20 protein-coding genes are annotated in these 23,040 nt (G+C 73.9%); 11 read left to right on the top strand and 9 right to left on the bottom strand.

Going from position 1 to position 23,040, the window contains the following annotated elements; all coding sequences use genetic code 11:
- Nucleotides 1-55: 55 nt before the first annotated feature.
- Complete coding sequence (locus tag E8D34_RS12485; protein ID WP_136594963.1) at nucleotides 56-451, bottom strand: DUF2237 domain-containing protein; 396 nt, start codon at nucleotides 449-451, stop codon at nucleotides 56-58.
- A 163-nt stretch (nucleotides 452-614) separates the two neighbouring features.
- Between E8D34_RS12485 and E8D34_RS12480 the strand changes: the two genes are divergently transcribed.
- On the top strand, nucleotides 615-1,271 hold the full coding sequence (locus tag E8D34_RS12480) for a YitT family protein (protein ID WP_240771321.1): 657 nt from the start codon (nucleotides 615-617) through the stop codon (nucleotides 1,269-1,271).
- A gap of 91 nt (nucleotides 1,272-1,362) precedes the next feature.
- Here the strand turns inward: E8D34_RS12480 and E8D34_RS12475 are convergent, their stop codons facing one another.
- Entirely contained in the window at nucleotides 1,363-2,001 is a 639-nt protein-coding gene (locus E8D34_RS12475; RefSeq protein ID WP_136594961.1) for a hypothetical protein, read from the bottom strand.
- A gap of 64 nt (nucleotides 2,002-2,065) precedes the next feature.
- Here E8D34_RS12475 and E8D34_RS12470 point away from each other — a divergent pair, with 64 nt between their 5' ends.
- Nucleotides 2,066-2,680 (top strand): DNA-3-methyladenine glycosylase, encoded by a 615-nt coding sequence (locus tag E8D34_RS12470; protein WP_136594960.1) that lies wholly within the window; start codon nucleotides 2,066-2,068, stop codon nucleotides 2,678-2,680.
- Here E8D34_RS12470 and E8D34_RS12465 read toward each other — a convergent pair.
- Complete coding sequence (locus E8D34_RS12465; RefSeq protein WP_136594959.1) at nucleotides 2,677-3,567, bottom strand: alpha/beta hydrolase fold domain-containing protein; 891 nt, start codon at nucleotides 3,565-3,567, stop codon at nucleotides 2,677-2,679. The genes E8D34_RS12470 and E8D34_RS12465 overlap by 4 nt on opposite strands.
- Nucleotides 3,568-3,620: 53 nt before the next feature.
- The gene (locus E8D34_RS12460) at nucleotides 3,621-4,916 is read right to left on the bottom strand and encodes an MFS transporter (protein WP_168929418.1); all 1,296 of its coding nucleotides are present in this window, start codon (nucleotides 4,914-4,916) and stop codon (nucleotides 3,621-3,623) included.
- A 74-nt stretch (nucleotides 4,917-4,990) separates the two neighbouring features.
- Here E8D34_RS12460 and E8D34_RS12455 point away from each other — a divergent pair, with 74 nt between their 5' ends.
- The 3 genes from E8D34_RS12455 to E8D34_RS12445 are packed head-to-tail and all read left to right on the top strand — an operon-like array spanning nucleotide 4,991 to nucleotide 6,694.
- Nucleotides 4,991-5,485 (top strand): hypothetical protein, encoded by a 495-nt coding sequence (locus E8D34_RS12455; protein WP_136594958.1) that lies wholly within the window; start codon nucleotides 4,991-4,993, stop codon nucleotides 5,483-5,485.
- 26 nt (nucleotides 5,486-5,511) lie between these two features.
- On the top strand, nucleotides 5,512-6,048 hold the full coding sequence (locus E8D34_RS12450; RefSeq protein WP_240771320.1) for a gluconokinase: 537 nt from the start codon (nucleotides 5,512-5,514) through the stop codon (nucleotides 6,046-6,048).
- Between the two features lie 7 nt (nucleotides 6,049-6,055).
- Entirely contained in the window at nucleotides 6,056-6,694 is a 639-nt protein-coding gene (locus E8D34_RS12445; RefSeq protein WP_136594957.1) for a class I SAM-dependent methyltransferase, read from the top strand.
- Here E8D34_RS12445 and E8D34_RS12440 read toward each other — a convergent pair.
- The gene (locus E8D34_RS12440; protein ID WP_240771319.1) at nucleotides 6,691-7,290 is read right to left on the bottom strand and encodes a mismatch-specific DNA-glycosylase; all 600 of its coding nucleotides are present in this window, start codon (nucleotides 7,288-7,290) and stop codon (nucleotides 6,691-6,693) included. The genes E8D34_RS12445 and E8D34_RS12440 overlap by 4 nt on opposite strands.
- A gap of 42 nt (nucleotides 7,291-7,332) precedes the next feature.
- On the bottom strand, nucleotides 7,333-8,643 hold the full coding sequence (locus tag E8D34_RS12435) for a phosphodiester glycosidase family protein (protein ID WP_136594955.1): 1,311 nt from the start codon (nucleotides 8,641-8,643) through the stop codon (nucleotides 7,333-7,335).
- A gap of 357 nt (nucleotides 8,644-9,000) precedes the next feature.
- Between E8D34_RS12435 and E8D34_RS12430 the strand changes: the two genes are divergently transcribed.
- The 3 genes from E8D34_RS12430 to E8D34_RS12420 all read left to right on the top strand — a co-directional run bounded on the left by E8D34_RS12430 (nucleotide 9,001) and on the right by E8D34_RS12420 (nucleotide 15,273).
- A complete protein-coding gene (locus E8D34_RS12430) occupies nucleotides 9,001-12,786 on the top strand; it encodes an OmpA family protein (RefSeq protein ID WP_136594954.1) in 3,786 nt (1,261 codons plus the stop codon).
- Nucleotides 12,787-12,949: 163 nt separating this feature from the next.
- Nucleotides 12,950-14,149 carry a site-specific DNA-methyltransferase gene (locus tag E8D34_RS12425; RefSeq protein WP_136594953.1) on the top strand — a complete coding sequence of 400 codons (1,200 nt, stop codon included), beginning with the start codon at nucleotides 12,950-12,952 and terminating at the stop codon, nucleotides 14,147-14,149.
- Complete coding sequence (locus tag E8D34_RS12420; RefSeq protein WP_136594952.1) at nucleotides 14,146-15,273, top strand: DNA polymerase IV; 1,128 nt, start codon at nucleotides 14,146-14,148, stop codon at nucleotides 15,271-15,273. Before E8D34_RS12425 ends, E8D34_RS12420 begins: the two co-directional genes overlap by 4 nt.
- A 3-nt stretch (nucleotides 15,274-15,276) precedes the next feature.
- Here E8D34_RS12420 and E8D34_RS12415 read toward each other — a convergent pair whose 3' ends face one another.
- Complete coding sequence (locus E8D34_RS12415) at nucleotides 15,277-16,407, bottom strand: glutamate--cysteine ligase (protein WP_206056699.1); 1,131 nt, start codon at nucleotides 16,405-16,407, stop codon at nucleotides 15,277-15,279.
- A 68-nt stretch (nucleotides 16,408-16,475) separates the two neighbouring features.
- Here E8D34_RS12415 and E8D34_RS12410 point away from each other — a divergent pair, with 68 nt between their 5' ends.
- From E8D34_RS12410 to E8D34_RS12400, 3 genes are all read left to right on the top strand, one after another.
- Nucleotides 16,476-17,573, top strand: coding sequence for an FUSC family protein (locus E8D34_RS12410; RefSeq protein ID WP_136594951.1), 1,098 nt, complete (start codon nucleotides 16,476-16,478; stop codon nucleotides 17,571-17,573).
- Between the two features lie 86 nt (nucleotides 17,574-17,659).
- Nucleotides 17,660-19,333 carry a threonine/serine exporter family protein gene (locus E8D34_RS12405; protein ID WP_276606596.1) on the top strand — a complete coding sequence of 558 codons (1,674 nt, stop codon included), beginning with the start codon at nucleotides 17,660-17,662 and terminating at the stop codon, nucleotides 19,331-19,333.
- 109 nt (nucleotides 19,334-19,442) lie between these two features.
- A complete protein-coding gene (locus tag E8D34_RS12400; protein ID WP_136594950.1) occupies nucleotides 19,443-20,456 on the top strand; it encodes a DUF222 domain-containing protein in 1,014 nt (337 codons plus the stop codon).
- Nucleotides 20,457-20,659: 203 nt separating this feature from the next.
- Here the strand turns inward: E8D34_RS12400 and E8D34_RS12395 are convergent, their stop codons facing one another.
- A complete protein-coding gene (locus E8D34_RS12395) occupies nucleotides 20,660-21,502 on the bottom strand; it encodes an SDR family NAD(P)-dependent oxidoreductase (RefSeq protein WP_136594949.1) in 843 nt (280 codons plus the stop codon).
- Nucleotides 21,499-23,034 carry an NAD(P)/FAD-dependent oxidoreductase gene (locus E8D34_RS12390; protein WP_136594948.1) on the bottom strand — a complete coding sequence of 512 codons (1,536 nt, stop codon included), beginning with the start codon at nucleotides 23,032-23,034 and terminating at the stop codon, nucleotides 21,499-21,501. The genes E8D34_RS12395 and E8D34_RS12390 overlap by 4 nt, the downstream gene beginning before the upstream one ends.
- Between the last annotated feature and the right edge of the window lie 6 nt (nucleotides 23,035-23,040).

Genomic DNA, 23,040 nt, shown 5'->3' with positions numbered 1-23,040 from the left:
GCCTCCCCGCCACGTCGGACAGGGCCGGTCGGCCCCCGGGCGCGGCCCGGGTGACTCAGTGCGCGTCGAGGCTGCGCGGGTCGTCGGGCACGTCGACGGCGTGCTCCCGCAGCGCCTCCAGCGGCACCACCGACAGCGCCAGCTCGCTGGTCGAGGCCAGCAGCACGGGCGCGGCCACGCCGGCGTCGTACGACTGGAGCCAGCGGGCCGCTACCACGCACCACCGGTCGCCCGGGACGAGGCCGGGGAAGCGCCACTCCGGCCGTGGGGTGCTCAGGTCGTTGCCGACCTCGCGCTGGTGGGCCAGGAACTCCGTGGTCATCACCGCGCAGACCGCGTGCAGCCCGACGTCTCGCTCGCCGCACGCGCAGTTGCCGTCGCGATGGAAGCCGGTCATCGGGTCGGTGCCGCACGGCTCCAGGTCGCCGCCGAGCACGTTGCGCTCGCTCATGCCTCCGATCTTGCCCGCATCTGCGCGGCGAGGCGAGAGATCGCCGATCGCTGCGTGCCGGACGGCGCCGTGCCCACGGCGCGACCGCCCGCCGGCGGCCCGTGGTTCGGATCACATCGCCGTCGCGTGGGCGTCGGCGTGCCGTGGCCGGCAGGGTTTTCATGTGAGCACCGTGGAGATCGACGACGCAGCGCCCCTGTCGGAGCAGCCCGTGGACGGATCGAGCGCGCCGCCGCACTCGCTGGTGGACGACCTGTTCGCGATCGTCACCGGCACCCTGACGATCTCCTTCGGCCTGCTCCTGCTGCGCCAGGCGGAGGTCGTCACCGGCGGCACCGCGGGCCTCTCCCTGCTGGTCTCCTACGGCACCGCGATCCCGTTCGGCGTGCTGTTCGTGGTGATCAACCTGCCGTTCTTCGCCCTCGCCCTGCGCCGCAAGGGATGGCGCTTCACGCTGACCAGCCTGGCCTGCGTCGGCATCGTCTCCGCGCTCGCCGAGGTGCACCCGCGCTTCATCGACCTGGCCTCGATCGACCCGTTGTACGCCGCGCTGCTCGGCAACCTGCTGGCCGGGCTCGGCCTGCTCGTCCTCTTCCGGCACGGCGCCAGCGTGGGTGGCTTCAACATCGTCGCGATCCTGGCCCAGGAGCGGCTGGGCCTGCGCGCGGGCTACGTGCAGATGGCGCTGGACGCCGGGGTCGTGCTCGGTGCGCTGGCGGTGAGCGACCTCCGGATCGTCGCGATCTCCGCGGTCGGCGCGGTGGCGCTGAACCTGGTGCTGGCCCTCAACCACCGGCCGGGCCGCTACCTCGGCATGTGAGGCGGCCGCAACCCCCGGCTCGCGGGGACTCAACCCCCGGCTCGCGGGGACTCAACCCCCGGCTCGCGGGGGCCTGACCCCCGGCTCGGGCTCAGCCGCAGTTGTCGCAGACGCCCGTCGCGGGCAGCGCCATGAAGCAGGTCGGGCAGACCGCGACCACGGGCTCCGGCTTCGCGGGCGCCTTCGGCTCCTTGGGTGTGCGGGTGCGACCGGACGGGCTCCGGGTCGGCTTGGTGTCGACCGGCACCGTCGACTCCACCACCGGCGGCGCCTCGACCACGGGCGGCTCCCAGCCCGGCGGGGCGGGCTCGGTGATCCCGAACGACTCGAGCACCGCGCGGGCCGCGTCGGTCGGGCGGTGCTTGGGGCGGGTGACGATGTCGAACCGGGACGCGGCGCCCTCCAGGAAGGTCGGCGCGTTCGGCTGCAGCTGCGGCGGCAGCTGGCGGTGACGCCAGCGCTGCGGCGCCGGTCCGCGCTGCGTGATGGTGACCAGCTCGGGCCGGTCCCAGGCGGCCAGGGTCCAGTCGTCGTGATGGCTGATCGCCCAGATCGCGACCGGCTGGTCGCCGGCGTCGGCGGCGGCCTGGAGGGCGATCCGCTCGGTGTTGGAGAACCGCCCCTGGACCCGAAGCACCCCGGGCAGCGGCTGTTCGACCTTGTACTCGGCATCCTCGAGGATCTCGATGAGCGTGCCGAGCGGCTCGGGCTGTTCTGTGCTGCTCTCCATGACGATCCCGACGGTAGCCCCAAAGGGTGAACGACACGCCATCGGAAGCGGTGAGAATTGCGTCATGCAGACCGACGACGTGGCAGCCGCGGCCCGGGGCCTGCTCGGCCGCGTGCTCTCCGCCCACGGCGTCGCGGTCCGGATCACCGAGGTGGAGGCGTACGGCGGCAGCCGGGACCCGGCCTCGCACGCCTTCACCCGCCCCCCGCGCTCGGAGATCATGTACGGCCCGCCGTGGCGGCTCTACGTCTACCGCTCGTACGGGATCCACCACTGCGCCAACGTGGTCACCGGCCCGACGGAGCACGGCGCGGCGGTGCTGGTCCGGTCCGGGGAGGTGGTCGCCGGCCTGGACCTGGCCCGGGTACGCCGCGGCGGGGTCGCCGACGCCCGGCTGGCCCGTGGCCCCGGCAACCTCGCCCAGGCCCTCGCGATCACGCTGGCGGACAAGGGCACGGACCTGCTGGCCCCACCCGCCGGCAGGGAGCTCGCCGAGCCGGAGGCCGAGGCCCCGCGCCTCGGGCCGGCCGTCGACCACGGACTGCCGGTCGCGGCGGGGCCCCGGGTCGGGGTGTCCCGGGCCGCCGACGTGCCGTGGCGGTTCTGGCTCGAGGGCGACCCGACGGTCTCGGCGTACCGGCGCAGCCCGCGGGCACCCGCTCCGGCTCCGAGGGGCTAGGCGAGGGCGTAGCCGATGTGGTCGATCATCTCCGCGCGTGCCCGGCGCCCCTCGGGCGTGGGCAGCAGCGGGTAGACGTGCAGCGCCCCCGGCTGCTCGTGGTAGGTCAGGTCGTTGCCGGCCGCCCGCAGGGCGTCGCGCAACAGCCGGGCGTCCGGCGCGCAGATGTCGCGGTCCCCGATCCACAGGTCGACCGGCGGCAGACCGTCGGCGGGCCCGAACAGCGGGCTGATCGTCGGATCGTCCAGCGGCGTGCCGTCGGCCCACACCCGGGCCACCTCGTGCAGTGCGGCGCGCGCCAGCCAGGGGTCGTGCGGCTCCAGCGCCTCGACCTCGGGGTTCGACATCGTCAGGTCCAGCCACGGCGCCATCGCGGTGACGCCGCGGATGCAGGTGGCGCCCCGCGCCGCGGCCTGCTGGGCGGCGACCAGGACCAGGTTGCCGCCGGCGGAGTCGCCGACCAGGTACGTCGGTCGCCCCTCGCCGTTGCTGCGGTCGACGATGGTGGCCATCATCTCGTTCGCCTCGCGGGCGGTGTGCTGCGGCGCCAGGCCGTAGATCGGCACCAGCACCGCCGCGTCGACCTCGCGGGCGAGTTGCGCGATCAACTGCCAGTGCGGACCGACGATCTCGCTGACGAAGGCGCCGCCGTGCGCGTAGACGACGGTCGGCACGTCGTAGTACGCCGTGTCCTCCCGGGTCACCGCGTAGGCGGGGAAGCCCGCGATGTCGTGCATGCTCACCAGGAGCCCGTCGACCACCTTCGCCGGCGGCTCGGGCGAGCCCTTGGGCTCCGAGAGCAGCCGCTCCCCGCCGAGCGGATCGGCGAATCGGCGCTTGCGGGTGGCGCGGGTGTACAGCCCGATCGCCTGCATCTGCCAGGACATGGTGCTTGCCGACCTTCCTCGTCGTCCGTCCTCGAAACGTCCTGAGACGTCCCTCAGGTCACCATGGTGGAGCCGCGCTCGACCGTCTCCCGCGGGATCAGGCGCCTGATCCGGACCCGGTGGCGCCAGATCTGCGCCGCACCGAGCCCCCAGAGCAGGTACTGCACGGACATCGCAGCGGTGAATGCCTCGGCAGAGTAGTCGGTCGAGGCGCCCGGGGTCAGCAGATCCAGCACGGCGCCGACGCCGAAGACCGCCAGCAGGGCGGCGACGAAGCCGCCCTGGTTGATGATCCCGCTGGCACTGGCGAGCCGGTGCGGAGGGTTGCTGGTGCGGGCCACGTCGAACCCGATCATCGACACCGGACCCGCGCAGCCGCACACCACCATCAGGGCGGCGAGCAGCCACAGCGGCGCCTGGCCGGGCCAGGCAAGGACGGCGGTCCAGGTGCCGGCGGTGGCCGCGACGGTCACCAGCGCCGCCGTCGAGCGCCGGTACGGGTGGCGGCCGACCAGCCAGCCCAGCGCGGGCCCCGAGGCGACGGTGGCGACCACGATCAGCGTCAGCAGGGCGCCGGCGGTCGTCTCGGAGACGCCCTCGCTGACCACCAGGAACGGGAACCCCCACAGCAGCGCCAGCAGGTGGGCGCTGAACGGGGTGCTGAAGTGCACCCAGAAGCCGAGCCGCGTCCCGGGCTGGGCCCACGAGTCGCGCAGGCTGCCGAGCAGGGCCCGTCGCGACATCGGGTGGCCGCGCTCGTGGCGCCGGCTGGGGGAGTCGTCGACCACGAGCAGCAGCAGGACCAGGAGCGCCGGCCCGACCGCGGCAGCGGTCAGGTAGGCGCCGCTCCAGCCCAGCTCGCGCAGCGCCCAGGTCATCGGCACCGCCGCCGCGATCGCGCCGATCTGGCCGGTGCTGCCGGTCAGCTGCACCACCAGCGGGATCCGACGGGCCGAGAACCAGCTGCTGACCAGGCGGAGCACGCAGATGAACGTCATCGCGTCGCCCATCCCGACCAGCGTCCGGGCCAGCAGCGCCTCCGGGTAGGAGCCCGCGAGGGCGAACCCTGTCTGCGCGAGGCTGACCAGGGTGACGCCGGCGGTCAGCACCGTGCGCGGGCCGAAGCGGTCCACCAGCAGGCCGACCGGGATCTGCATGCCGGCGTACACCATCAGCTGCAGCATGGTGAACGACGCCAGCTGGCTCGCCGACAGCCCGAAGCGGTCGGTCGCGGCCAAGCCGGCGACCGCGAGGCTGGTGCGGTGGAAGACCGCCAGCACGTAGATGGCGAGCGCCACGCCCCAGACCAGCCATGCGCGCCGCGGGGTGGTGGCGGGCGGCTGGTTCACGACCTGATCCTAGGTGCGCCGACCCTGTGGAGAGCGCCCGGCATCGTCGCGCGAGATCCTCCAGGGTGGGGCGCATGGCTCCCGATGACCGCGCCCCCGATGACCGCGCCCCCGATGACCGTGCCCCCGACGACCGTGCACCCGACGACCGTGCCGGCTTCCCGCCGCTGCTCCCGCCCGACCAGATGCCGCCGATCGTCGACCAGCGCAGCCTCGAGCGCACCTGGCGTGCCCTGATGGGGCCGCTGGGGTTCGCCGGGCCCCAGCTGTGGGTGATGATCCTGGCCGAGGGGCGCCCGCTGGGGCTGACCAAGGTGGAGGCGGCGCCGCTGCGACCCGAGCCCGGCGAGGTGGCCGGCCTGCTCGACCTGCTGCGGGACGTGGTCGCCGCGGACGAGGAGCTGGCGTTCCTCTTCGCCCGCCCCGGCCGCACCCGCAGCGGCGACGACGTCGCGTGGGCGCGGCTCCTGGCCGGTTCGCCCGGCGGCTGGCCGGTGCACGTCGCCAACGACCGGGAGCTGTGGGTGATCACCCCTGACGACCTGACCGGGTGGGCCGACGTCGGCTGAGCCCGGCCGGCGGGCAGACTGGCGGCATGACCAGCGCGCGGGTGCCCGAGGAGCGACCGCTCCTGGTGGTGATGGGCGTGTCCGGCTCCGGCAAGTCGACCGTCGGCGCCGCGCTGGCCGCGCGCCTCGGGGTCCCGTTCGTCGACGGCGACGACCTCCACCCGCCGGGCAACGTCGCCAAGATGAGCGCCGGGGTACCGCTCGACGACGCCGACCGCGCGCCGTGGCTGGACGCCGTCGGCGGCTGGCTCGCGGGACGCGACGGGGACGGCGGGGTGGTCGCCTGCTCGGCGCTGAAGCGGGCCTACCGCGACCGGCTGCGCGAGCACGCGCCGCGGCTTCGCCTGGTCCACCTGGTCGGCGCCCGCGCCACCATCGCGCGCCGGCAGGCCGACCGCCCCGGCCACTTCATGCCGGCCGCGCTGCTCGACTCCCAGTACGACGCCCTCGAGCCGCTCGACGCGGACGAGCCCGGCCTGGTGCTCGACGTGGACCGGGAGCCGGCAGCGGTCGTGGCCGACTACCTCGAACGGACCGACGGGGCACCCGGCCGGGTGTCATGATCGGGAGATGAGCTCGGAGCGAGGCACCCTCGGTCAGCGGGTCTTCGCCCGGATCTACCCCCGGGTGATGGAGCGGGCCGAGCGCGGCGCGCACGGCGCGCTCCGGGCGCGGCACCTGTCCCGGGCGCGCGGCCGCACCCTCGACCTCGGCACGGGCAACGGCTACTCGGTCCCGCACTACCCGGCGGAGGTGGCCGAGCTGGTGATGGTCGAGCCGAACCCGGTGCTGCGGGGCCAGCTGCAGGGCGTGGTCGGCCGGATCCGCGCACCGCGCTGGGAGATCCTGGACGGCGACGCCTACCGGCTCCCGTTCGAGGACGACTCCTTCGACACCGTCGCCGCGTCGCTGGTGTTCTGCTCCCTCGACGACCCCGACCTGGCGCTGCGCGAGGTGCATCGCGTGCTGCGGGCGGAGGGCACGTTCCTCTTCCACGAGCACGTCCGCGGCCGCGGCGCGCGCGGCGTGGTCCACGACCTGATCTCCCCGGTCCAGCGCCGGCTGGGCGACGGCTGCCGGCCCAACCGGGACTTCCTCGACACGGTCGGCCGTTCCCCGTTCGACCTGGTCGAGGTCGAGGAGCTGGACATGCCCGGCGGCAGCGCGTGGGTGCCGCTGGTGATCGGCGCCGCCAGCCCCGCTCGCTAGGCCTCCCGCTCGGGCAGCAGGCCCGCGGCGGCGCCCACCTCGGCGTACGCCCGGGCCAGGGAGTCGACGGTCTCGTGGGCGTTCAGCCCGCTCGGGTTCGGCACCACCCACAGCTCAGCGGGTCCCATCGGCTCGGGCTGCCGGCCCGGCCTCGCCGTACGCCGCCCGAACGCCGTCCGGTACGCCGTGATGCCGGCGACCGCCACCACCCGAGGCCGCTCCCGCTCCACCAGGGCGGTCAGCTCGGCGCCGCCGGCGCGCAGCTCGTCGTCGGAGAGCTCGGAGGCCTTGGCGGTGGCCCGGTGCACGATGTTGGTGATCCCGATGCCGCGCTCGCGCAGCAGGTCGCGCGCGGTGTCGTCCATCCCGGCGGCCGGGTCGATCGGGGTGGTGATCACGCCGGCGCGCAGCAGCGCGGGGTAGAACCGGTTGCCCGGGTGGGCGAAGTGGGTGCTGGTCGCGGCGGTCCACAGACCGGGGTTGATCCCGACGAAGAGCAGTCGCAGCTCGTGCTCGGGGCGCGTGGGCAGCAGGTCGGGGACCACCGCGTCCCGGAAGGACTCGAGCTCTGCCCGGGAGAAGGTTCGGCGCGCCACGCCTCCACCCTGCCGCATCGGCCCGGGCGGCTCAGCCCGGGCTCAGTCGCCGGGCCGGTGGTAGGCCACCACCAGGGCGTTGGCGACGGGGCGCTGCCGGCCGTCCGAGGGGGAGCTGAGCAGCCGGATCCTGTCCTCGCGGAGGCCGGCCAACGTCGAGGAGCCGCCGCCGTCGAGGTTCAGGCCGGCCACGGCGCCGAGGGAGCGCAGCTTCTTGGCCACCTCGACCATCGTGTAGCCGTCGCTGCTCTCCTGCCGGCCCTCGACGACGAGCAGGATGATCCGGCCGCGCTGGCGGTCGATGCCGATCGCCGTGCGCGGGTGCAGCTCGCTGTCCTCGGTGGCCAGGACCTCGCCCTTGTCGAGCACGATCTCGTTCCCGGTCACCGCGGTGCGGATCCCCTCGGCCGGGCGCCCGGTGGTGCGGACCCGGTCGCCGACCGCGAGCGCGTCGAACTGGGCGGCCGGCAGCGCGCCGCGCGCGACCAGGATCCGGCCGGTGAACTCCTGGCCGGCGGGGAAGACCGTGCGCTTCTCCACGATCCGGCCGTCCTCCACCCGCAGCATCCGCACATCCCGACGCTGGCCGTCGGTCCAGCGGAAGCCGGACGTGGTGCCCCACGCAGGGGTGTAGATCCCGATGCCGTTCGGCATCACCTGGGCGGAGTTGAAGTTGGTGACGGCGACCTGGGCCCGGTTCCCGATCGCGATCGTCACCGGGACCTGTCCGATCCGCGGCACGCCCCGGGCGTCGAGGTAGAACCCCGCGTTCCAGCCGCTGGTCCGTCCGTTGACCAGCCGCCCCTCGTCCACGCCGACCCCGAGCGGTGCGCCGGTGTCGCCGATGTCGAAGAAGTCGCCGTTGACGCCGGCGACGCCGTCGCGGGTGCGGCGCACCATCCGGGTCGTCGGCGCGGTCCGCGCCACCGCGCTCGGGTGGGCGACGCGGATCCCGACGCCCGGCTTGCGCCACTTCGCGGTCAGCACGTGGTAGCGGATCCGGCGCTCCGCCGACGTCTCCCGGTAGGCGGAGGCCACCACTCCCGGGGCGACCCGGTAGCGGTACTCGCGCTCGACCGTGGCCCGGGCCAGGGTGCGCGCCGCCCGGGGCGTGACGTGGGGGCCGATCACGCGGTCCGAGGTCTGCCAGGTCGACGGGTCCGAACCGGCCGGGCGGAGTCGGGTGCCGTCCTCGGTCGAGCGCCCGGTCGACAGGTCGACCGGCGGCGCGAGCGCGGAGCTCAGGGCCGCGACGTCCGCCGCGGCCGGCGGTGTCGGGCGGTCGACCACGACCGCTGCGGTGGTGGTGGCCAGGGCGGCACTGAGCAGCAGGACGGGGAAGCGGCGACGCATGGCAGCCGATGCTAGGTACGCCGGGTCGACCTTCCCGGGACCTCGGGCGGCGCGCCCGGCGATCGCGGCCCGGGGTGGCGGAGGTCGTCTCCTGGTGTGACCCAGCCCACAGCCCAGGGTCTTCAGTTCGCGCGCCCCGTGACCGATAGGGCCGCCCGAGTGCTCTGCGAAAGGGCGGCCCGGTGCTGGGGGAGCGAGGGGCGGGGGCGGCGTAGGACGCCTCCGTGCCGCGGACCGCCAGAGCCCGCTGGTGACCGCCTCTCGGCTTCCGTGGTGCGCCGTGCCGGGGGCCCGCCGCCTCCGAGCGGGCGAGAGGCGCCCGCGGCAACCAGCACCTGCGAAAGGCGCGCCGACACCGTGCGACCACGACTCACCGCCCCGCTCCGCCTGATCCTGGCCGTCGTACTGGCCGCCGTCGGGCTGCAGGTCCCGCTCGCGGCGCTCTCCGCGCCCGCCGGCGCGGCGACCGGCACGCCGTTCGCCTGCCCGCAGAGGTTCTTCCAGGTCAGCGGCAGCAGCAACGGCGGGTTCTACGAGTACAACGCGGGCACCAACGCGATGAGCCGCGTGGGCTCGGGTGCCGCGAGCGGCATGAACGCGATCGGCTACAACACCGCCGACGACTACATCTACGGGGTGGCGAGCTCCAAGCTGTACCGCATCGACGCCACCGGCACCTACACCGGCGGCACCGCGATCACCGGGTCCTTCAACGGGGCCGGGACCGGGGCGGTCGCCGGTGACTTCTACGGCGGGAAGCTGATCACCGCCCCGCTCGGCAACGGTCTCTGGTCGTCGGTCGACGTCGCCACGGCTGCCTCGACGACCTTCTCGGTGACCGCGGCCGCCAACGGCTTCGCGCCCGCTGGCGACTGGTACGCCGCCGACCTCACCGTCCAGGGTGACGTCGCCTACGGGTTGAACGACCAGACGCTCTACATCGTCAAGATGGACACCCGCCAGGTGTCGACCCGGATCCTCAGCGGCCCGACCAACGGCAACTACGGCGCCGCCTACAGCGACTCCTCCGGCAACGCGTTCTTCTACAACAACAGCGACGGCCAGGTCTTCCTGGTCACCGCGGCCGAGCTGGCGAAGGCGACCGGGTCCTCGGCCCAGCCCACCGCCGTCCTGGTCGGCGGCGGCCCGACGACCCCGAAGCTGGCGGCCTCCAACGACGGTGCCACCTGCCCGGACGCGGTGAGCCCCTACGTGCCCGAGGTCGACGACAGCAAGAGCGCCGCGACGAACATCGGCGACACCACCGCCACCCTCACCGGCAACGCGACCGCGAACAACAGCACCGCGACCCTCTCGTTCTGCGTCGGAACCGACCCCGCGCTGGACGGCTGCACGACCGTCGCCGCGACCCCGGGCTCGATCACGGGGACCTCGCCGACCGACTTCACGGCGGGCCTCACCGACCTCGACCCCGGTACGACGTACTACTACCGCCCCGTCGCCGAGAACGCCGTCGGCACCAACGAGGGCGAGATCAAGTCCTTCACGACGACCGACTCGGCCCCGGAGAGCCAGACCATCACGTTCGACGCGCTGGACGGCATGACGATGGGTGACGCCGATCAGGCGCTCTCGGCGTCGGCGTCGAGCGGGCTGGCGGTGGCGTTCACCAGTCTCACCCCGAGCGTGTGCACGGTGGTGGCGGGCAAGGTCCACGCGGTGGCGGCCGGCACCTGTGAGGTCGCGGCCGACCAGGCCGGCGACGCCGACCACGCGGCGGCGGACCGGGTGACCCGGTCGTTCGCGATCGACAAGAAGAGCCAGACGATCAGCGTCTCGGGTCCCAACGGCGACCGTGAGCTGGCGTTCGGTGCCTCCGGCACGGTCACCGCGTCGGCCTCGTCGGGGCTGGACGTGGCGTGGACGAACACCACCCCGGACGTGTGCGACGTGGACCGCGACACCGGGTCGGTGACGATGCTGGCGGTCGAGGACTGCGTGATCACCTTCGCGCAGGCCGGTGACGGCACCTATGCGGCGGCGCCGGGCACGAGCCTGACCATCGCTGGCGTGAAGGCCGCGCAGTCGATCACGTTCGACGCGCTGGACGGCATGACGATGGGTGATGCGGACCAGTCGCTGTCGGCGACCGCGTCCAGCGGGCTCACGGTTGCGTTCAGCAGCCTGGCCCCGAGCGTGTGCACGGTCGTGGACGGCCAGGTCCACGTGCTGGCGGCCGGCACCTGCGTGATCGCGGCCGACCAGGCCGGCGACGCCGACCACGCGGCGGCGGAGCGGGTGACCCGGTCGTTCGCGGCGGACCTGCGCGAGCAGACGATCACCGTGAGCGGTCCGAACGCGGACCGTGAGCTCGCGTTCGGTGCCTCCGGCACGGTCACGGCGACCGCTTCCTCGGGGCTGGACGTGGCGTGGACGAACACCACCCCGGACGTGTGCGACGTGGACCCCGACACCGGGTCGGTGACGATCGTGGCGGTCGAGGACTGCGTGATCACCTTCGCGCAGGCCGGTGACGGCACCTATGCGGCGGCGCCGGGCACGAGCCTGACCATCGTCGGCGTGAAGGCCGACCAGGCCATCGACGTGGACGGCCCGTCCACCGCACTCGCCGGCGACGGCGTGACGGTCACCGCGACCGCCGACTCGGGGCTGGACGTGGCGTGGACGAACACCACGCCGGACGTGTGCGACGTGGACCCGGACACCGGCTCGGTGACGATGCTGGCCGCCGGCTCCTGCGTGATCGAGTTCGCCCAGGCCGGTGACGAGGACTACGCCGCGGCGCCGGGCGAGAGCCTGACCATCGTGGTCAGCAAGGCCGACCGCCCCCAGACGATCGACGTCACCGTGCGGGACCGGGCGTTCACCGACGCGGTCGTCGACGTCGACGCCTCGGCCAGCTCCGGGCTGCCGGTCGCCGTCACCGTCGTCTCCGGCGACTGCGCCGTCGCCGACGGCCAGGCCACGGCCACCGGCGCCACGACCTGCGTGCTGGAGGCCACCCAGGCCGGCGACGACCTGTGGGCCGCGGCCGACCCGGTCCGTCGTACCGTCGTCTTCGCCGACCCGGCCGACGACCGGGTCACCGTCGACGGGGCCTCGTTCGACGGTGACCGACCGCTGCTCGACGTGCTTGCCAACGACCCGGCCGGCCTCACCCTGACCGCGGTCACGGGCGCCGCCCACGGCACCGCCGGCCTGAGCGCCGGCAAGGTCTCCTACCTGCCGGCCGAGGGCTACCGGGGTGCGGACACGCTCACCTACACCGTCACCGACGGCAGCGGTGACACCGCGACCGCCGTGGTGCGGGTGACCGTCCGCAACGCGGCCCCGACCGTCTCCGACGTCCGCACGCGTCAGCTCGCGGGCAGCACGGTCCAGGTCGAGGTCTCGGCGACGGACCCGAACGGCGACGACCTGGTCCTCGCCGCTCGGTCCCGCACCGAGGGCGTCCGGGTGAAGGTCGAGGGGATGACCGTCCGGGTCACGGCCGCGCCGCGCGTCTCCGGCAAGGCGGACGTCGAGCTGACGGTCACCGACGGCGCCGGCGGCACGGCGACCGCCACGCTGCGCGACCGGGTGCGTCCGCAGCCGGTGCGCTCCGCGACGCGGTCGCTGACCAGCGACGGCACCACCGTCGCGTGGTCGAAGGCCCGGACCGACGACGCCGGCTACCGCGTCCGCGTCGACGGCGAGGCGATCTGCACGACGGCTCGGCTCAGCTGCACGGTGGACCGGGTCCTCGGTCCGGACTTCAAGGTCACCGTCGAGGTGCTCGGCAAGAACCTGACCCGGTCCGCCAACGTCCGCGCGGCGACCGTCGGCACCGGTGAGGTCCTGATCGCGACCGTCTACTTCGAGCCGGACGAGGACACCCTCACCCGCGCCCAGCGTCGGGCGCTGAACCGGGTGGTGCGGAAGATCCAGCGGATCGGGTTCCACACCGCGCACCTGGCGGGCTACACGGACTCGGACGGCTCGATCGCCTACAACCTCGACCTCTCGCGGCGGCGCAGCAACAACATCGCCGCCTACCTCGACGCCCGCGGCGGCATCGACAGCGAGCAGTCCTGGTTCGGCCTGGACGACCCGGTCGCGGACAACGCGACCGCGCAGGGCAAGGCCGCGAACCGGCGGGTGGAGATCCTCGTGCGGTACTGACCGAGGATCGCGGGCGCGAGCCCGCGGGAGCGCGACCTCCGGCGCCGCAGGCCCTGCCTGCGGCGCCGGAGGCGTCTCCGGGAGGCCAGCCGTCGAGGTCGGCGGCGCGCGGACAACCACGGGAAACCGCCTGCCGATGGCGCGGATCGCCGAAGATGGGAGCGTGCCGGCGCCGTGGAACACCTTCGTCGAGGGGGACAACCTCGACGTGCTGCCCACCCTGGCCGCCGGGTCGGTCGACCTGATCTACGTCGACCCGCCCTACAACACCGGCAACGACTTCGCCTACCACGACGACTTCCGCGGCGGGCGCGGCAGCGGTGCGGTCGGCCGCCACGGCGCGTGGACGGCGATGATGCGACCCCGCTTGGACGAGGCCAGGCGGGTGCTGGCGCCCGGCGGAGCGATCTTCGTCAGCATCGACGACCACGAGGTGGCCTACCTGCGGCTGCTGATGGACGAGGTGTTCGGCGAGGCGAACCTGCTCGGCCAGATCGTGGTCAACCTCAATCCGAAGGGGCGCCAGCTCGGACGCGGCTTCGCCACGTCGCACGAGTACCTGCTGGCCTACGCCCGCGACCTGCCCCGCTGCGTGCTCGACGCCTCCAGCCCGACCGGGGTGATGGAGTCGGACTTCCCGCTGCTCACCGACGACGGCCGCCGCTACCGGCGCCTGCCGCTGCGCAACACCAACAAGAAGTTCAACCCCGCCACCGCGCCGACCCTGCACTTCCCGCTCTGGGGCGACCCCACGACGGGCCGGGTCGCCGCCGCGCCGTTCACCGGGGCGACCCGGGTCGAGCCCGTCTTCGGGGACGGGCGGCCCGCCGTCTGGCGCTGGTCGGTGCCGCGGATCGAGGAGCGCGCCGACGATCTGGAGTGCCGGGTGGTCCGCGGGGCCCGTGGCGAGCGTGTCGACGTCTTCCAGCGCGACTGGCTGCAGCCGGCCGACGGGGCCAGTCGCCGCAAGAAGCTGCGCACCATCTGGCTGGCCGAGGAGGTCGGTTCCACCGACACCGCGGTGGCCGAGCTGAAGGCGCTCGTCGGTCACGTCTTCGAGTCGCCGAAGCCGACCGGCCTGGTCCGGCGGATCCTGGAGACCATGCCCGCCGACGCCCGGGTGCTGGACTTCTTCGCCGGGAGCGGCACCACCGGGCACGCGGTGGCGCTCGCCAACACCGCCGACGGCGGCACCCGCACCTGCCTGTCGGTGAACTCGGCGGAGCCGACCCGCCCCGGGAGCAACGCCGCGCGCGCCGGCTACCCGACCGTCGCCGCCATCACCAGGGCCCGGCTCCGCGCGGTCGCCGAGCGGCACGGCGGCGGGTACGTCGAGCGGACGGCCGACGTGCCGGTCGGATGACCCCCGTCCTGCACGTCGACCTCGACCAGTTCCTGGCCGCGGTCGAGGTGCTGCGCCACCCCGAGCTGGCGGGGCGGCCGGTGGTCGTCGGTGGCCGCGGCGACCCGAGCGAGCGGGGCGTGGTGTCGACCGCGTCGTACGAGGCGCGCGCGTACGGCGTCGGCTCCGGCACGCCGCTGCGGATCGCCGCCCGCCGGTGCCCCGACGCCGTCTTCCTGCCGGTCGACCGGGGACACTACGAGGAGGTCTCCGCTCGGGTGTTCGACGCGATCCGAGCCCTGACCTGGGCGGGGCGGCCGCTGCTGGTGCAGGTGCTCGGCTGGGACGAGGCGTTCCTCGGCGCGGACCCCGGCGACGGCGCCGCGCCCGAGGGAGCGGAGCCCGCGGAGCCGGAGCCCGCGGAGCGGGTCGCGGCGGCGGTCCGCGCAGCGGTGCTGGCCGCCGAGGGGCTCTCCTGCTGCGTCGGGATCGGCGACAACAAGCTGCAGGCGAAGCTGGCCACCGGCTTGGCGAAGCCGCGGCCGGGCGAGCCCGGCGAGGGCCCGGTGGCCGGCTCCGGCGTCGCCCGGATCGGCGACGACACCTGGTTCCCGCTGCTGGGGCAGCGGCCCACGCGCGCGTTGTGGGGGATCGGGTCGCGGACGGCGGCCCGGCTCGCCGAACTCGACATCGACACGGTCGAGGACCTGGCCCGCGCGGACCCCGCGCTGTTGGCGGGCGCGTTCGGCCCCAGGACCGGCCCGTGGCTGCGCCGCCTCGGCCGCGGCGTCGACCCGAGCCCGGTCGACCCGACACCGTGGGTGCCCCGCGGCCACGGCCGCGAGGAGACCTTCCAGACCGACCTCACCGACTGGGACGAGGTCGCCGCTCAGGTACGCCGGATCGCCCGCCTGGTCGCCGCGGACATCCGCGCCGAGGGCCGGCCGGCGGTACGGGTCGAGCTGAAGCTGCGCTACGTGCCGTTCTTCACGATCACCCGCAGCCACCAGCTGCCCGCCCCGACCCCCGACGCCGACGTGCTGGCCGAGGAGGCCGCGGCGCTGCTCGACCGGGTGGAGCGGGACCGGCCGGTGCGGCTGCTCGGCGTACGCCTCCAGATGGCGCCGCCCGCCGAGGGCTACTGACTCCTAGCGCAGGTCGGCGCGGAGCTCGGAGACGACGGAGTCGACGACGGCCACGAGGTCGTTGCCGGTCCGCTCCGCGACGCGGCGCTGGCGCAGGTAGGAGGGTCCGCGCTCGACGATGTCGAGCACCGCCGCCAGCTCCGCCTCGCAGCCGAGCCGCTCGGCGACCGGCATCAGCCGCGGGACCAGCTCGACGAGGTCGTCGGTGACCAGGCGCTCGTGGGAGGCGGCGTCGAGGATCACGATCGCGTCGATGCCGTAGCGCGCGGCGCGCCACTTGTTCTCCTGCACGTGCCACGGCGGCATCGTCGGCAGCTGCTCGCCGGCCGCGGCCCGCTCGTCGAGCCAGACCACCAGGCAGTGCATCAGCGCCACCAGCGGGGCCAGGTCGGCGAACGTGGAGACGCCGTCACAGATCCGGTTCTCCAGCGTTCCGAGGTTCACCGCCGGGCGCAGGTCCCAGCGGATCTCGCTGAGCTCGTCGATCACCCCGGTGACCAGCTGGTCCTCCGCGAACCCCTCGAACTCCTCCCAGCGCTCGAACTGGAAGGGCAGCCCGGCGGTCGGCAGCTGCTGGAACATCAGCGCCCGGTTGGAGGCGTAGCCGGTGTCGACGCCCGCCCAGATCGGCGAGGAGGCGGAGAGCGCCTGCAGGTGGGGGTAGTAGGTGAGCAGCGCGGAGAGCACCGGCATCACCCGCTCCACGGCCGGCATCCCGACGTGGACGTGCACGCCCCAGATGAGCATCTGGCGCCCCCACCACTGCGTGCGGTTGATCAGCTCGGCGTACCGGACCCCCTCGGTCAGCTGCTGGCCCGTCCAGGAGGCGAAGGGGTGCGTGCCCGCGCCGAACAGGTCCAGGTCGAGCGCGTCGCAGGCCGGCAGCACGTAGGAGAGGGTGTCGCGCAGCTCGGCCATCGCCGACGGCACGGTCGGGTGCACGCCGGTGACCACCTCGATGGTGTTCTTCAGCAGCTCCTTGTGCAGCCGGCTCGGGTCCGGCATCCGCGCCTTGGCGCGGGCGAACAGGTGGGCGGCGTCGTTGCGGAGGTCGCGCGTACGGCGGTCGACCAGCGCGAACTCCCACTCGACGCCCAGCGTCGGCTCGGGGGAGGCGTGGAAGTCGATCCGCACGACCAAAGCGTTCCACACCACGCGTCCGGCGCGGACCTCGGCAGGGCATGGCGTGGAAAGATCGGGCCATGGACGCGCCCCTGGACCGGCTGTGGGCGCGGGGGCGACTCTCGGCGCGACAGCGGGTGAGCCGCTGGCGCGGCAAGATGTTCGCGGTCGCGCAGTGCTCGATCGCGGCAGGGGTCGCATGGCTGGTGGCCACGGAGGTCTTCGGCCACACCACTCCCTTCTTCGCGCCGGTCGCCGCGGTGGTCTCGCTCGGGACCTCCTACGGACAGCGACTGCGGCGGGTGGCCGAGGTGACGGTCGGCGTCGCGATCGGTGTCTTCATCGCCGACGTGCTGGTGCTCTGGCTCGGCACCGGCGCCTGGCAGCTGTCGCTGATCGTGGCGCTGGCGATGTCGACCGCGCTGCTGCTCGATGCCGGCATCCTCTTCGTCAACCAGGCAGCGGTGCAGTCGATCGTGGTGGCCACCCTGATCACCAACCCGGCGGACGCACTGACGCGGTGGACCGACGCGCTGATCGGCGGCGCGGTGGCGTTGGTCGCCGCGGCCGTGGTGCCCGCTGCGCCGCTGCGCCGGCCCCGCGAGCAGGCGGCGGCGGTCGCCCGCAAGATCGCCGCGCTGCTGCGCGCGGCCAGTCAGGTGATGATCGACGGCGAGAGCCAGCCCGCGCTGGACCTGCTGGCCGACGCCCGGGCCACCGACCGGATGATCCGCGAGCTCCAGGCCGCCGCCAGCGAGGGGATGTCGGTGGTCAGCTCCTCGCCGTTCCGCCGGCGGCACCGGGAGCCGGTGCGGCAGATGGCCGAGCTGGTCGACCCCCTGGACCGGGCGCTGCGCAGCACCCGGGTGCTGGTCCGGCAGGTCGCGGTGGCGGCGTACCGGCGGCGCGAGGTCCCGGGTTCGTACGCCGACCTGACCGCCGACCTGGCGCTGGCGGTCGACGAGGTCGCGGCCGAGCTGGCGGGGAACCGGATGCCGGTCGCCGCGCGCGACGGACTGCTCGCGCTGGGCATGGCGACGGGGCTGGTGGAGCGGACCAGCGAGCTGACCGGCGCCGCGATCCTGGCCCAGGTCCGCTCGATCACGGTCGACATGCTGCTGGTCACCGGGATGGACCAGCTGGAGGCCACCGACGCGCTGCCACCGCCCGGGCGCTGACCCGGTCCGCGTGCTGATGCGGGTCGCCGCCGGCCCGATACCCCCGGTGGGTGGGCTGGTTCCCGCGGTTCTGTCACCATCACGGGATGAGTGACGACCGGCGTCTGGTGCAGACACTCGACCTCTGCCTCCGGGTCGGGGAGGTGCTGCTCTCGTCGGGCGCCGGCGCGGCCGACGTGACCGCGACGATGCGGGCGCTGGCGCAGGCGCTGGGGATCCGTCACCCGCAGATCGACGTCACGTTCACGTCGCTCTCGATGAGCGTCCAGAAGGGCCCCGAGGAGCCGTCGCTCTTCCAGATCCGGCAGGTCACCCACCGTGACATCGACTACGAGGACCTGACCCGGGTGGACCACCTGGTCCGCGACGTGATCGCGGAGCGGGTCGACCTGGTCGAGGCCCGCGCCCGGGTGGCTCGGATCGTCTCCTCCGGGCATGCGCGGCCCCGCTGGGCCGCCACGCTCGGCTGGGGCGGGATGTGTGCCGGCATCGGTGTGCAGCTCGGCGGCTCGGGGACGGTGGTGATCGCCGCCTTCCTGGCGGCGGTCGCGATCGACCGGTTGCAGCACCTGATGACGCGGCGGCTGATCCCGTTCTTCTACCAGCAGATCGCCGGTGGTGCGCTGGCGACGGTGCTCGCCGCCCTGACCACGCGGGTCGCCGACGCCTGGGTCCATCTCGACGCCTCGCTGGTGGTCAGCGCGAACATCATCATGCTGCTCGCCGGGATCGGCTTCATGGGCGCCGTCCAGGACGCGCTGTCGGGGTTCTACGTCACCGGCAGCGCCCGGATGCTCGAGGCCATGCTGGCCACCATCGGCGTCATCGCCGGGGTCGGCGGCGGCCTCAGCCTGGCCGCGGCGATCGGGCTGGACATGCCGCGCCTGGAGCCGGCCCGCACCGACCTGGTCGGCATCGGCGTCGCCGCGCTCGGCGCCGCCTTCGCGGCGGCGTCGTTCGGCTATGCCTCGTACGCGCCGATGCGGACCCTGGCGCCGATCGGCGCGATGGCCGCGCTGGCACTGACGGTCACCTTCGCTGTGGAGACGCAGGACTTCGGTCGGGCCTGGGCGGTCGGCCTCGCGGCGTTCGCGATCGGCCTCCTCGCCTACCGGGTCGCGGGCCGGCTGCAGGTGCCGCCGCTGATCGTGGTGGTCTCGGCGATGGTGCCGCTGCTGCCCGGTCTGTCGATCTACCGCGGCCTGGCGCTGATCGGCGAGGGCAACGACGCCGCGACCGCCGACGGCATCCTGGCCATGGTCACGGCGTTCTCGATCGCGATCGCGCTGGCCGCCGGCGTCATCCTGGGCGAGTACGTCGCCCAGCCGGTCGCTCGCGAGGCCCGCAAGGTGCCGATCCGGCTCTCGGGCCCGCGCCTGGTCGGCGTCACCCGGAGCAAGACCCGCGCGCTGCTCAAGCGGGAGCGCGCGGCCGAGCGGGCGGCGCAGGAGGCCGAGACGGTGCTGATCCCGACCGGCGACGTGCAGGAGATCCGGGAGCAGCGGACCGAGGTGCTCGCGGATGCCGAGGCTGATCCGGACGGCGCGTCCGCTGCCGAGCCGGGGGCCGTGTCCGGGCCGGAGCTGGAGCCGGAATCCGAGGTCGAGGCCGGGCCCGGGGTGGAGTCAGAGGTGGAGCCGGAGCAGGCGCCGGAGCCCGATCTGGGACCGGCGCGGGTGGAGATCTCGCTGCAGGAGATCCGGAAGGCGCGGGAGGCGCGGGAGGCGGGTTCGGGGGAGGGCCAGGGGCCGACCGCCTGAGCCCCTGCGCGGCGGCGGGCCCGGCGTTTCACCGATTCTGACGATCGAACTCCAGTTCGTTTCCCGCGTAGAATCGGCGTACGCCGCCACCGCTCCCGAAGGCCGCACCATGACCCTGCTCCCCGGTCCCGTCCCGCACCGGATCACCCGTGCGGTCGCCGTCTGCCGGGCCGAGCTGGCCGGGGTCGCCGACGCACAGGCGGCCTACCTGGCGACCGGGGAGAAGGAGACGTTGCTCGCGGACCTGGTCGCGTTGGACGCCCAGGTCGCCGAGCTGCGGCTGCGGACCATGGCCGCGTCGTCGGACGTGGCCGATGCGCACGGGGCGAGGGACGTGGCCGGGTGGCTGGCCCATCGCGCCAACGTCGAGGTCGCTCGGGTCCGCGGCGAGGGACGGCTGGCGGAGGCGATCGACCAACGCTGGCCCCGCGTCGGCGCGGCGATGGCGGACGGGCGGTTGTCGCTGGACCAGGCCAAGGTCATCGTGCACGCCCTCGACGTGCTCCCGGAGCGGGTCGGGGCCGACGTCCGGTCCGATGCCGAGGCGCGGCTGGTCGCGCTCGGGACCGGGGAGGCGTTCGAGTGCGGCGGGTTGGGGATGCTGCCCCAGCACCTGCGGGTCCTCGGCCGGCGGGTGCTGGACGTGGTCGCGCAGGAGGTCGCCGAGGACGAGGAGGCCCGCCGGGTGCACGAGGAGGAGACCCAAGCCCAGGCAGCGCTGTCGGTGCGGATGAAACCGCTCGGCGACGGCGCCACCCGGATCACCATCACGCTCCCGGACGCGACCGCGACCCGCCTGGCGACCTACCTCGACGCGCTCACCTCACCCCGCATCGCGGGCGGCACGAACCCCGACCTCGATCGACTGCCGCGCCACCGCACCCTCGGGCACGCGTTCTGCGCGCTGCTGGACCGGCTCGACCCGGCGACGCTGCCCGAGCACGGCGGCGACGCCACCACCGTCATGGTGACCATCGGACTCGACGACCTCGAGAAGCGGCTCGGCACACGACCCCGTCCGCCCCGCGGGCAGGCTCGAGTCGTGTGCCCCACATCCCGGAATGGCGGGTTCTCAGGCACACGACCCCCGCCACCACTGCCGGCACGAGCACACGTCCCGTGAACCCGGGGAGCGTCTTGCGGTGCAGTGGGGACTGCGATCGCACGCGGCGGTCGGGGTCCACCGGCTCGGCGTTCGAGGGCCGGTGATCGCACTGCGTTCACCGCATGAACCGAAGGCCCGAGGTTCGACCAATCCGGTTGTGACGTCGAGCAGACGCCCCGCCCGCGTGCTGAAGCGTCGAGCTGGGCGCACCCCTCGCAGGCTCAGACCACCTTCGTCTTCGCCGGCATCACCTTGCGCGCCACCAGCGCCACCACGTCCTCGTAGCGCGACCCGGTGAACTTCTGGAACGTGTGCAGGGCGTGCGCGTCCAGGCCGACCAGCACCCGGGCCCGGTTCTTCAGGATCCCGCCGACGATGATCTCCGCGGCCTTCTCCGGCGTCATCGAGGCCAGCTTCTCGTCGAAGAGCTTGGCGGTGGCGGCCTTGTCCTCCTTGGCCGAGACCCGGGCGTTGCGGGCGATCGCGGTCTTGATCCCGCCGGGGTGGACGGCGGTGACGCCGACCGGGTGCCCGGCGATCAGCATCTCCTCGCGGACCGCCTCGGTGAAGCCGCGGACCGCGAACTTGGTGGCGTTGTAGGCGCTCTGGCCCGGCATCGCCATCAGGCCGAACAGCGAGGAGAGGTTGACCAGGTGCCCGTCGCCGGACGCGATCAGGTGCGGCAGGAACTCCTTGGTGCCGTGCACGACGCCCCAGAAGTTGATGCCGACGATCCAGTCCATGTCCTCGTAGGTCAGGTCGACCGCGTCGCCGGCCAGCGCGACGCCGGCGTTGTTGACGACGACGTTGACCCGACCGAAGTGCTCGGCCACCGCCGCGGCGTACGCCGTGAAGGCCTCCCGGTCGGCGACGTCGAGCCGGTCCGCGCGCACCTCGGGGGCGCCGGCGTCCTTGACCAGCGCGACCGTCTCGTCCAGGCCGGCCTCGTCGACGTCGGAGAGCGCGAGCAGCGCGCCACGGCGGGCGCAGTTGACCGCCAGCGCCCGGCCGATGCCGGAGCCGGCGCCGGTGATCACGACCACCTTGTTCTTGAGGGTCTTCATGCGGTCACGCTCTCCTTCTCGGTGCCGGGCTGTGCGCCGGGCGGGGTGTCTGACTGGACGGCGGGTGCGGGGTCGACCACCTGGTAGGCGCCCCGGTCGAAGCGGGCCAGGTGGCGGCGGAAGGTGAAGGTATGCCCGGGCCACAGCGTGGTGTTGTTGCCGAACCGGTCCAGGTACCACGACGCGCAGCCACCGGTGGTCCACACCGTGCTGCCCATCCGCTCCTGGACGTGCTCGTTCCAGGCCTCCTGGGCGGCGGGCGTCGGCTCGACCGGCGCCCAGCCGGATCGGCGCAGCGCGTCGACGGCGTCGACGACGTACCGGACCTGGGACTCGATGATGAAGACCATGCTGGAGTGGCCCAGCGCGGTGTTCGGCCCGACCAGCTGGAACAGGTTGGGGAAGCCGTGGATCGTGGTGCCCTTGTAGGCCCGCATCCCGGTCTCGGTCCACACCTCGGCGAGGGTGCGGCCGTCGCGACCGGTGATCCGCTCCGCGATCGGCGGGTCGGTGACGTGGAAGCCGGTGGCGATCACCAGTACGTCGACCTCGCGGTGGGTGCCGTCGGCGTCGACGATGCCCCCCGGGGTGATCCGGTCGATGCGGGTGGTGACGAGCTCGACGTTGTCGGCGGCGAGCGCCGGGTACCAGGCGTTGGAGATCAGGATCCGCTTGCAGCCGGCCCGGTAGTCCGGTGTCACCGCGGCGCGCAGCGCGGGGTCGGTGATGCCGCGCCGGATGTTGGCCTTGGCCGCGGCCTCGGTCAGCGCCTGGAGCCTCGGGAACCGGACGAACGCCGGCACCCGCGCCTCCAGTGCTGTGTAGACGCCCGCGCGGACCGCCCGCTGCACCGCCGGCACGCGCCGGAACAGCCGCTTCTCCAGGTCGCTGGTGCGCCGCTCGTTGCGGGGGATCACCCAGTTCGGGGTGCGCTGGTAGACGTCGACCCGCGCGGCCACCTTCCGCAGCTCGGGCACGGCCTGGATCGCGGAGGCGCCGGTGCCGATCACGGCGACCCGCCGGCCGGCCAGCTCCACGTCGTGGTCCCAGCGCGCGGTGTGGAACACCGGGCCGGCGAAGGAGCCGATGCCCTCGATCTCGGGGAGCCGGGGCTCCGACAGCCCGCCGGCGCCGGCGATCAGCGTCCGGGCGGCGTACTCCCCGGCGGTGCTGGTGACGATCCAGCGCCCGAGCCCGGCGTCCCAGCGGGCGTCCAGCACCTCGGTGCCGAGGCGGAACCGGTCCAGCGTGCCGGAGTCGGCGGCGACCCTGCGCAGGTAGGCGAGGATCTCGGGCTGCGGCGAGTACGCCGCGGACCACTCCGGGTTGAGTGCGAACGAGAACGAGTAGAGCTGGCTGGGCACGTCGCACGCGGCGCCGGGGTAGGTGTTGGCGTGCCAGGTGCCGCCGACGTCGTCGTCCTTCTCGATGACGAGGAAGTCGGTCTCGCCCGCCTCCTGGAGCTTGATCGCCGTGCACAGCCCGGCGAAGCCCGCGCCGATGATCAGGTGGTCGACGTCGGTCCGCTGCATGGGCGC

Source organism: Nocardioides sp. GY 10113 (genome assembly GCF_004919105.1).
GTDB lineage: Bacteria > Actinomycetota > Actinomycetes > Propionibacteriales > Nocardioidaceae > Nocardioides.
This window is presented reverse-complemented; position numbering and strand designations above follow the sequence as displayed.

Bases quoted from the DNA above. Each gene is read 5' to 3' on its own strand.
- E8D34_RS12395 (WP_136594949.1), bottom strand. From the start codon at position 21,502: ATGAAGACCCTCAAGAACAAGGTGGTCGTGATCACCGGCGCCGGCTCC.
- E8D34_RS12475 (WP_136594961.1), bottom strand. From the start codon at position 2,001: ATGGAGAGCAGCACAGAACAGCCCGAGCCGCTCGGCACGCTCATCGAG.
- E8D34_RS12485 (WP_136594963.1), bottom strand. From the start codon at position 451: ATGAGCGAGCGCAACGTGCTCGGCGGCGACCTGGAGCCGTGCGGCACC.
- E8D34_RS12435 (WP_136594955.1), bottom strand. From the start codon at position 8,643: ATGCGTCGCCGCTTCCCCGTCCTGCTGCTCAGTGCCGCCCTGGCCACC.
- E8D34_RS12400 (WP_136594950.1), top strand. From the start codon at position 19,443: ATGACCCTGCTCCCCGGTCCCGTCCCGCACCGGATCACCCGTGCGGTC.
- E8D34_RS12470 (WP_136594960.1), top strand. From the start codon at position 2,066: ATGCAGACCGACGACGTGGCAGCCGCGGCCCGGGGCCTGCTCGGCCGC.
- E8D34_RS12410 (WP_136594951.1), top strand. From the start codon at position 16,476: ATGGACGCGCCCCTGGACCGGCTGTGGGCGCGGGGGCGACTCTCGGCG.
- E8D34_RS12405 (WP_276606596.1), top strand. From the start codon at position 17,660: ATGAGTGACGACCGGCGTCTGGTGCAGACACTCGACCTCTGCCTCCGG.
- E8D34_RS12420 (WP_136594952.1), top strand. From the start codon at position 14,146: ATGACCCCCGTCCTGCACGTCGACCTCGACCAGTTCCTGGCCGCGGTC.
- E8D34_RS12450 (WP_240771320.1), top strand. From the start codon at position 5,512: ATGACCAGCGCGCGGGTGCCCGAGGAGCGACCGCTCCTGGTGGTGATG.
- E8D34_RS12455 (WP_136594958.1), top strand. From the start codon at position 4,991: ATGGCTCCCGATGACCGCGCCCCCGATGACCGCGCCCCCGATGACCGT.
- E8D34_RS12465 (WP_136594959.1), bottom strand. From the start codon at position 3,567: ATGTCCTGGCAGATGCAGGCGATCGGGCTGTACACCCGCGCCACCCGC.
- E8D34_RS12390 (WP_136594948.1), bottom strand. From the start codon at position 23,034: ATGCAGCGGACCGACGTCGACCACCTGATCATCGGCGCGGGCTTCGCC.
- E8D34_RS12445 (WP_136594957.1), top strand. From the start codon at position 6,056: ATGAGCTCGGAGCGAGGCACCCTCGGTCAGCGGGTCTTCGCCCGGATC.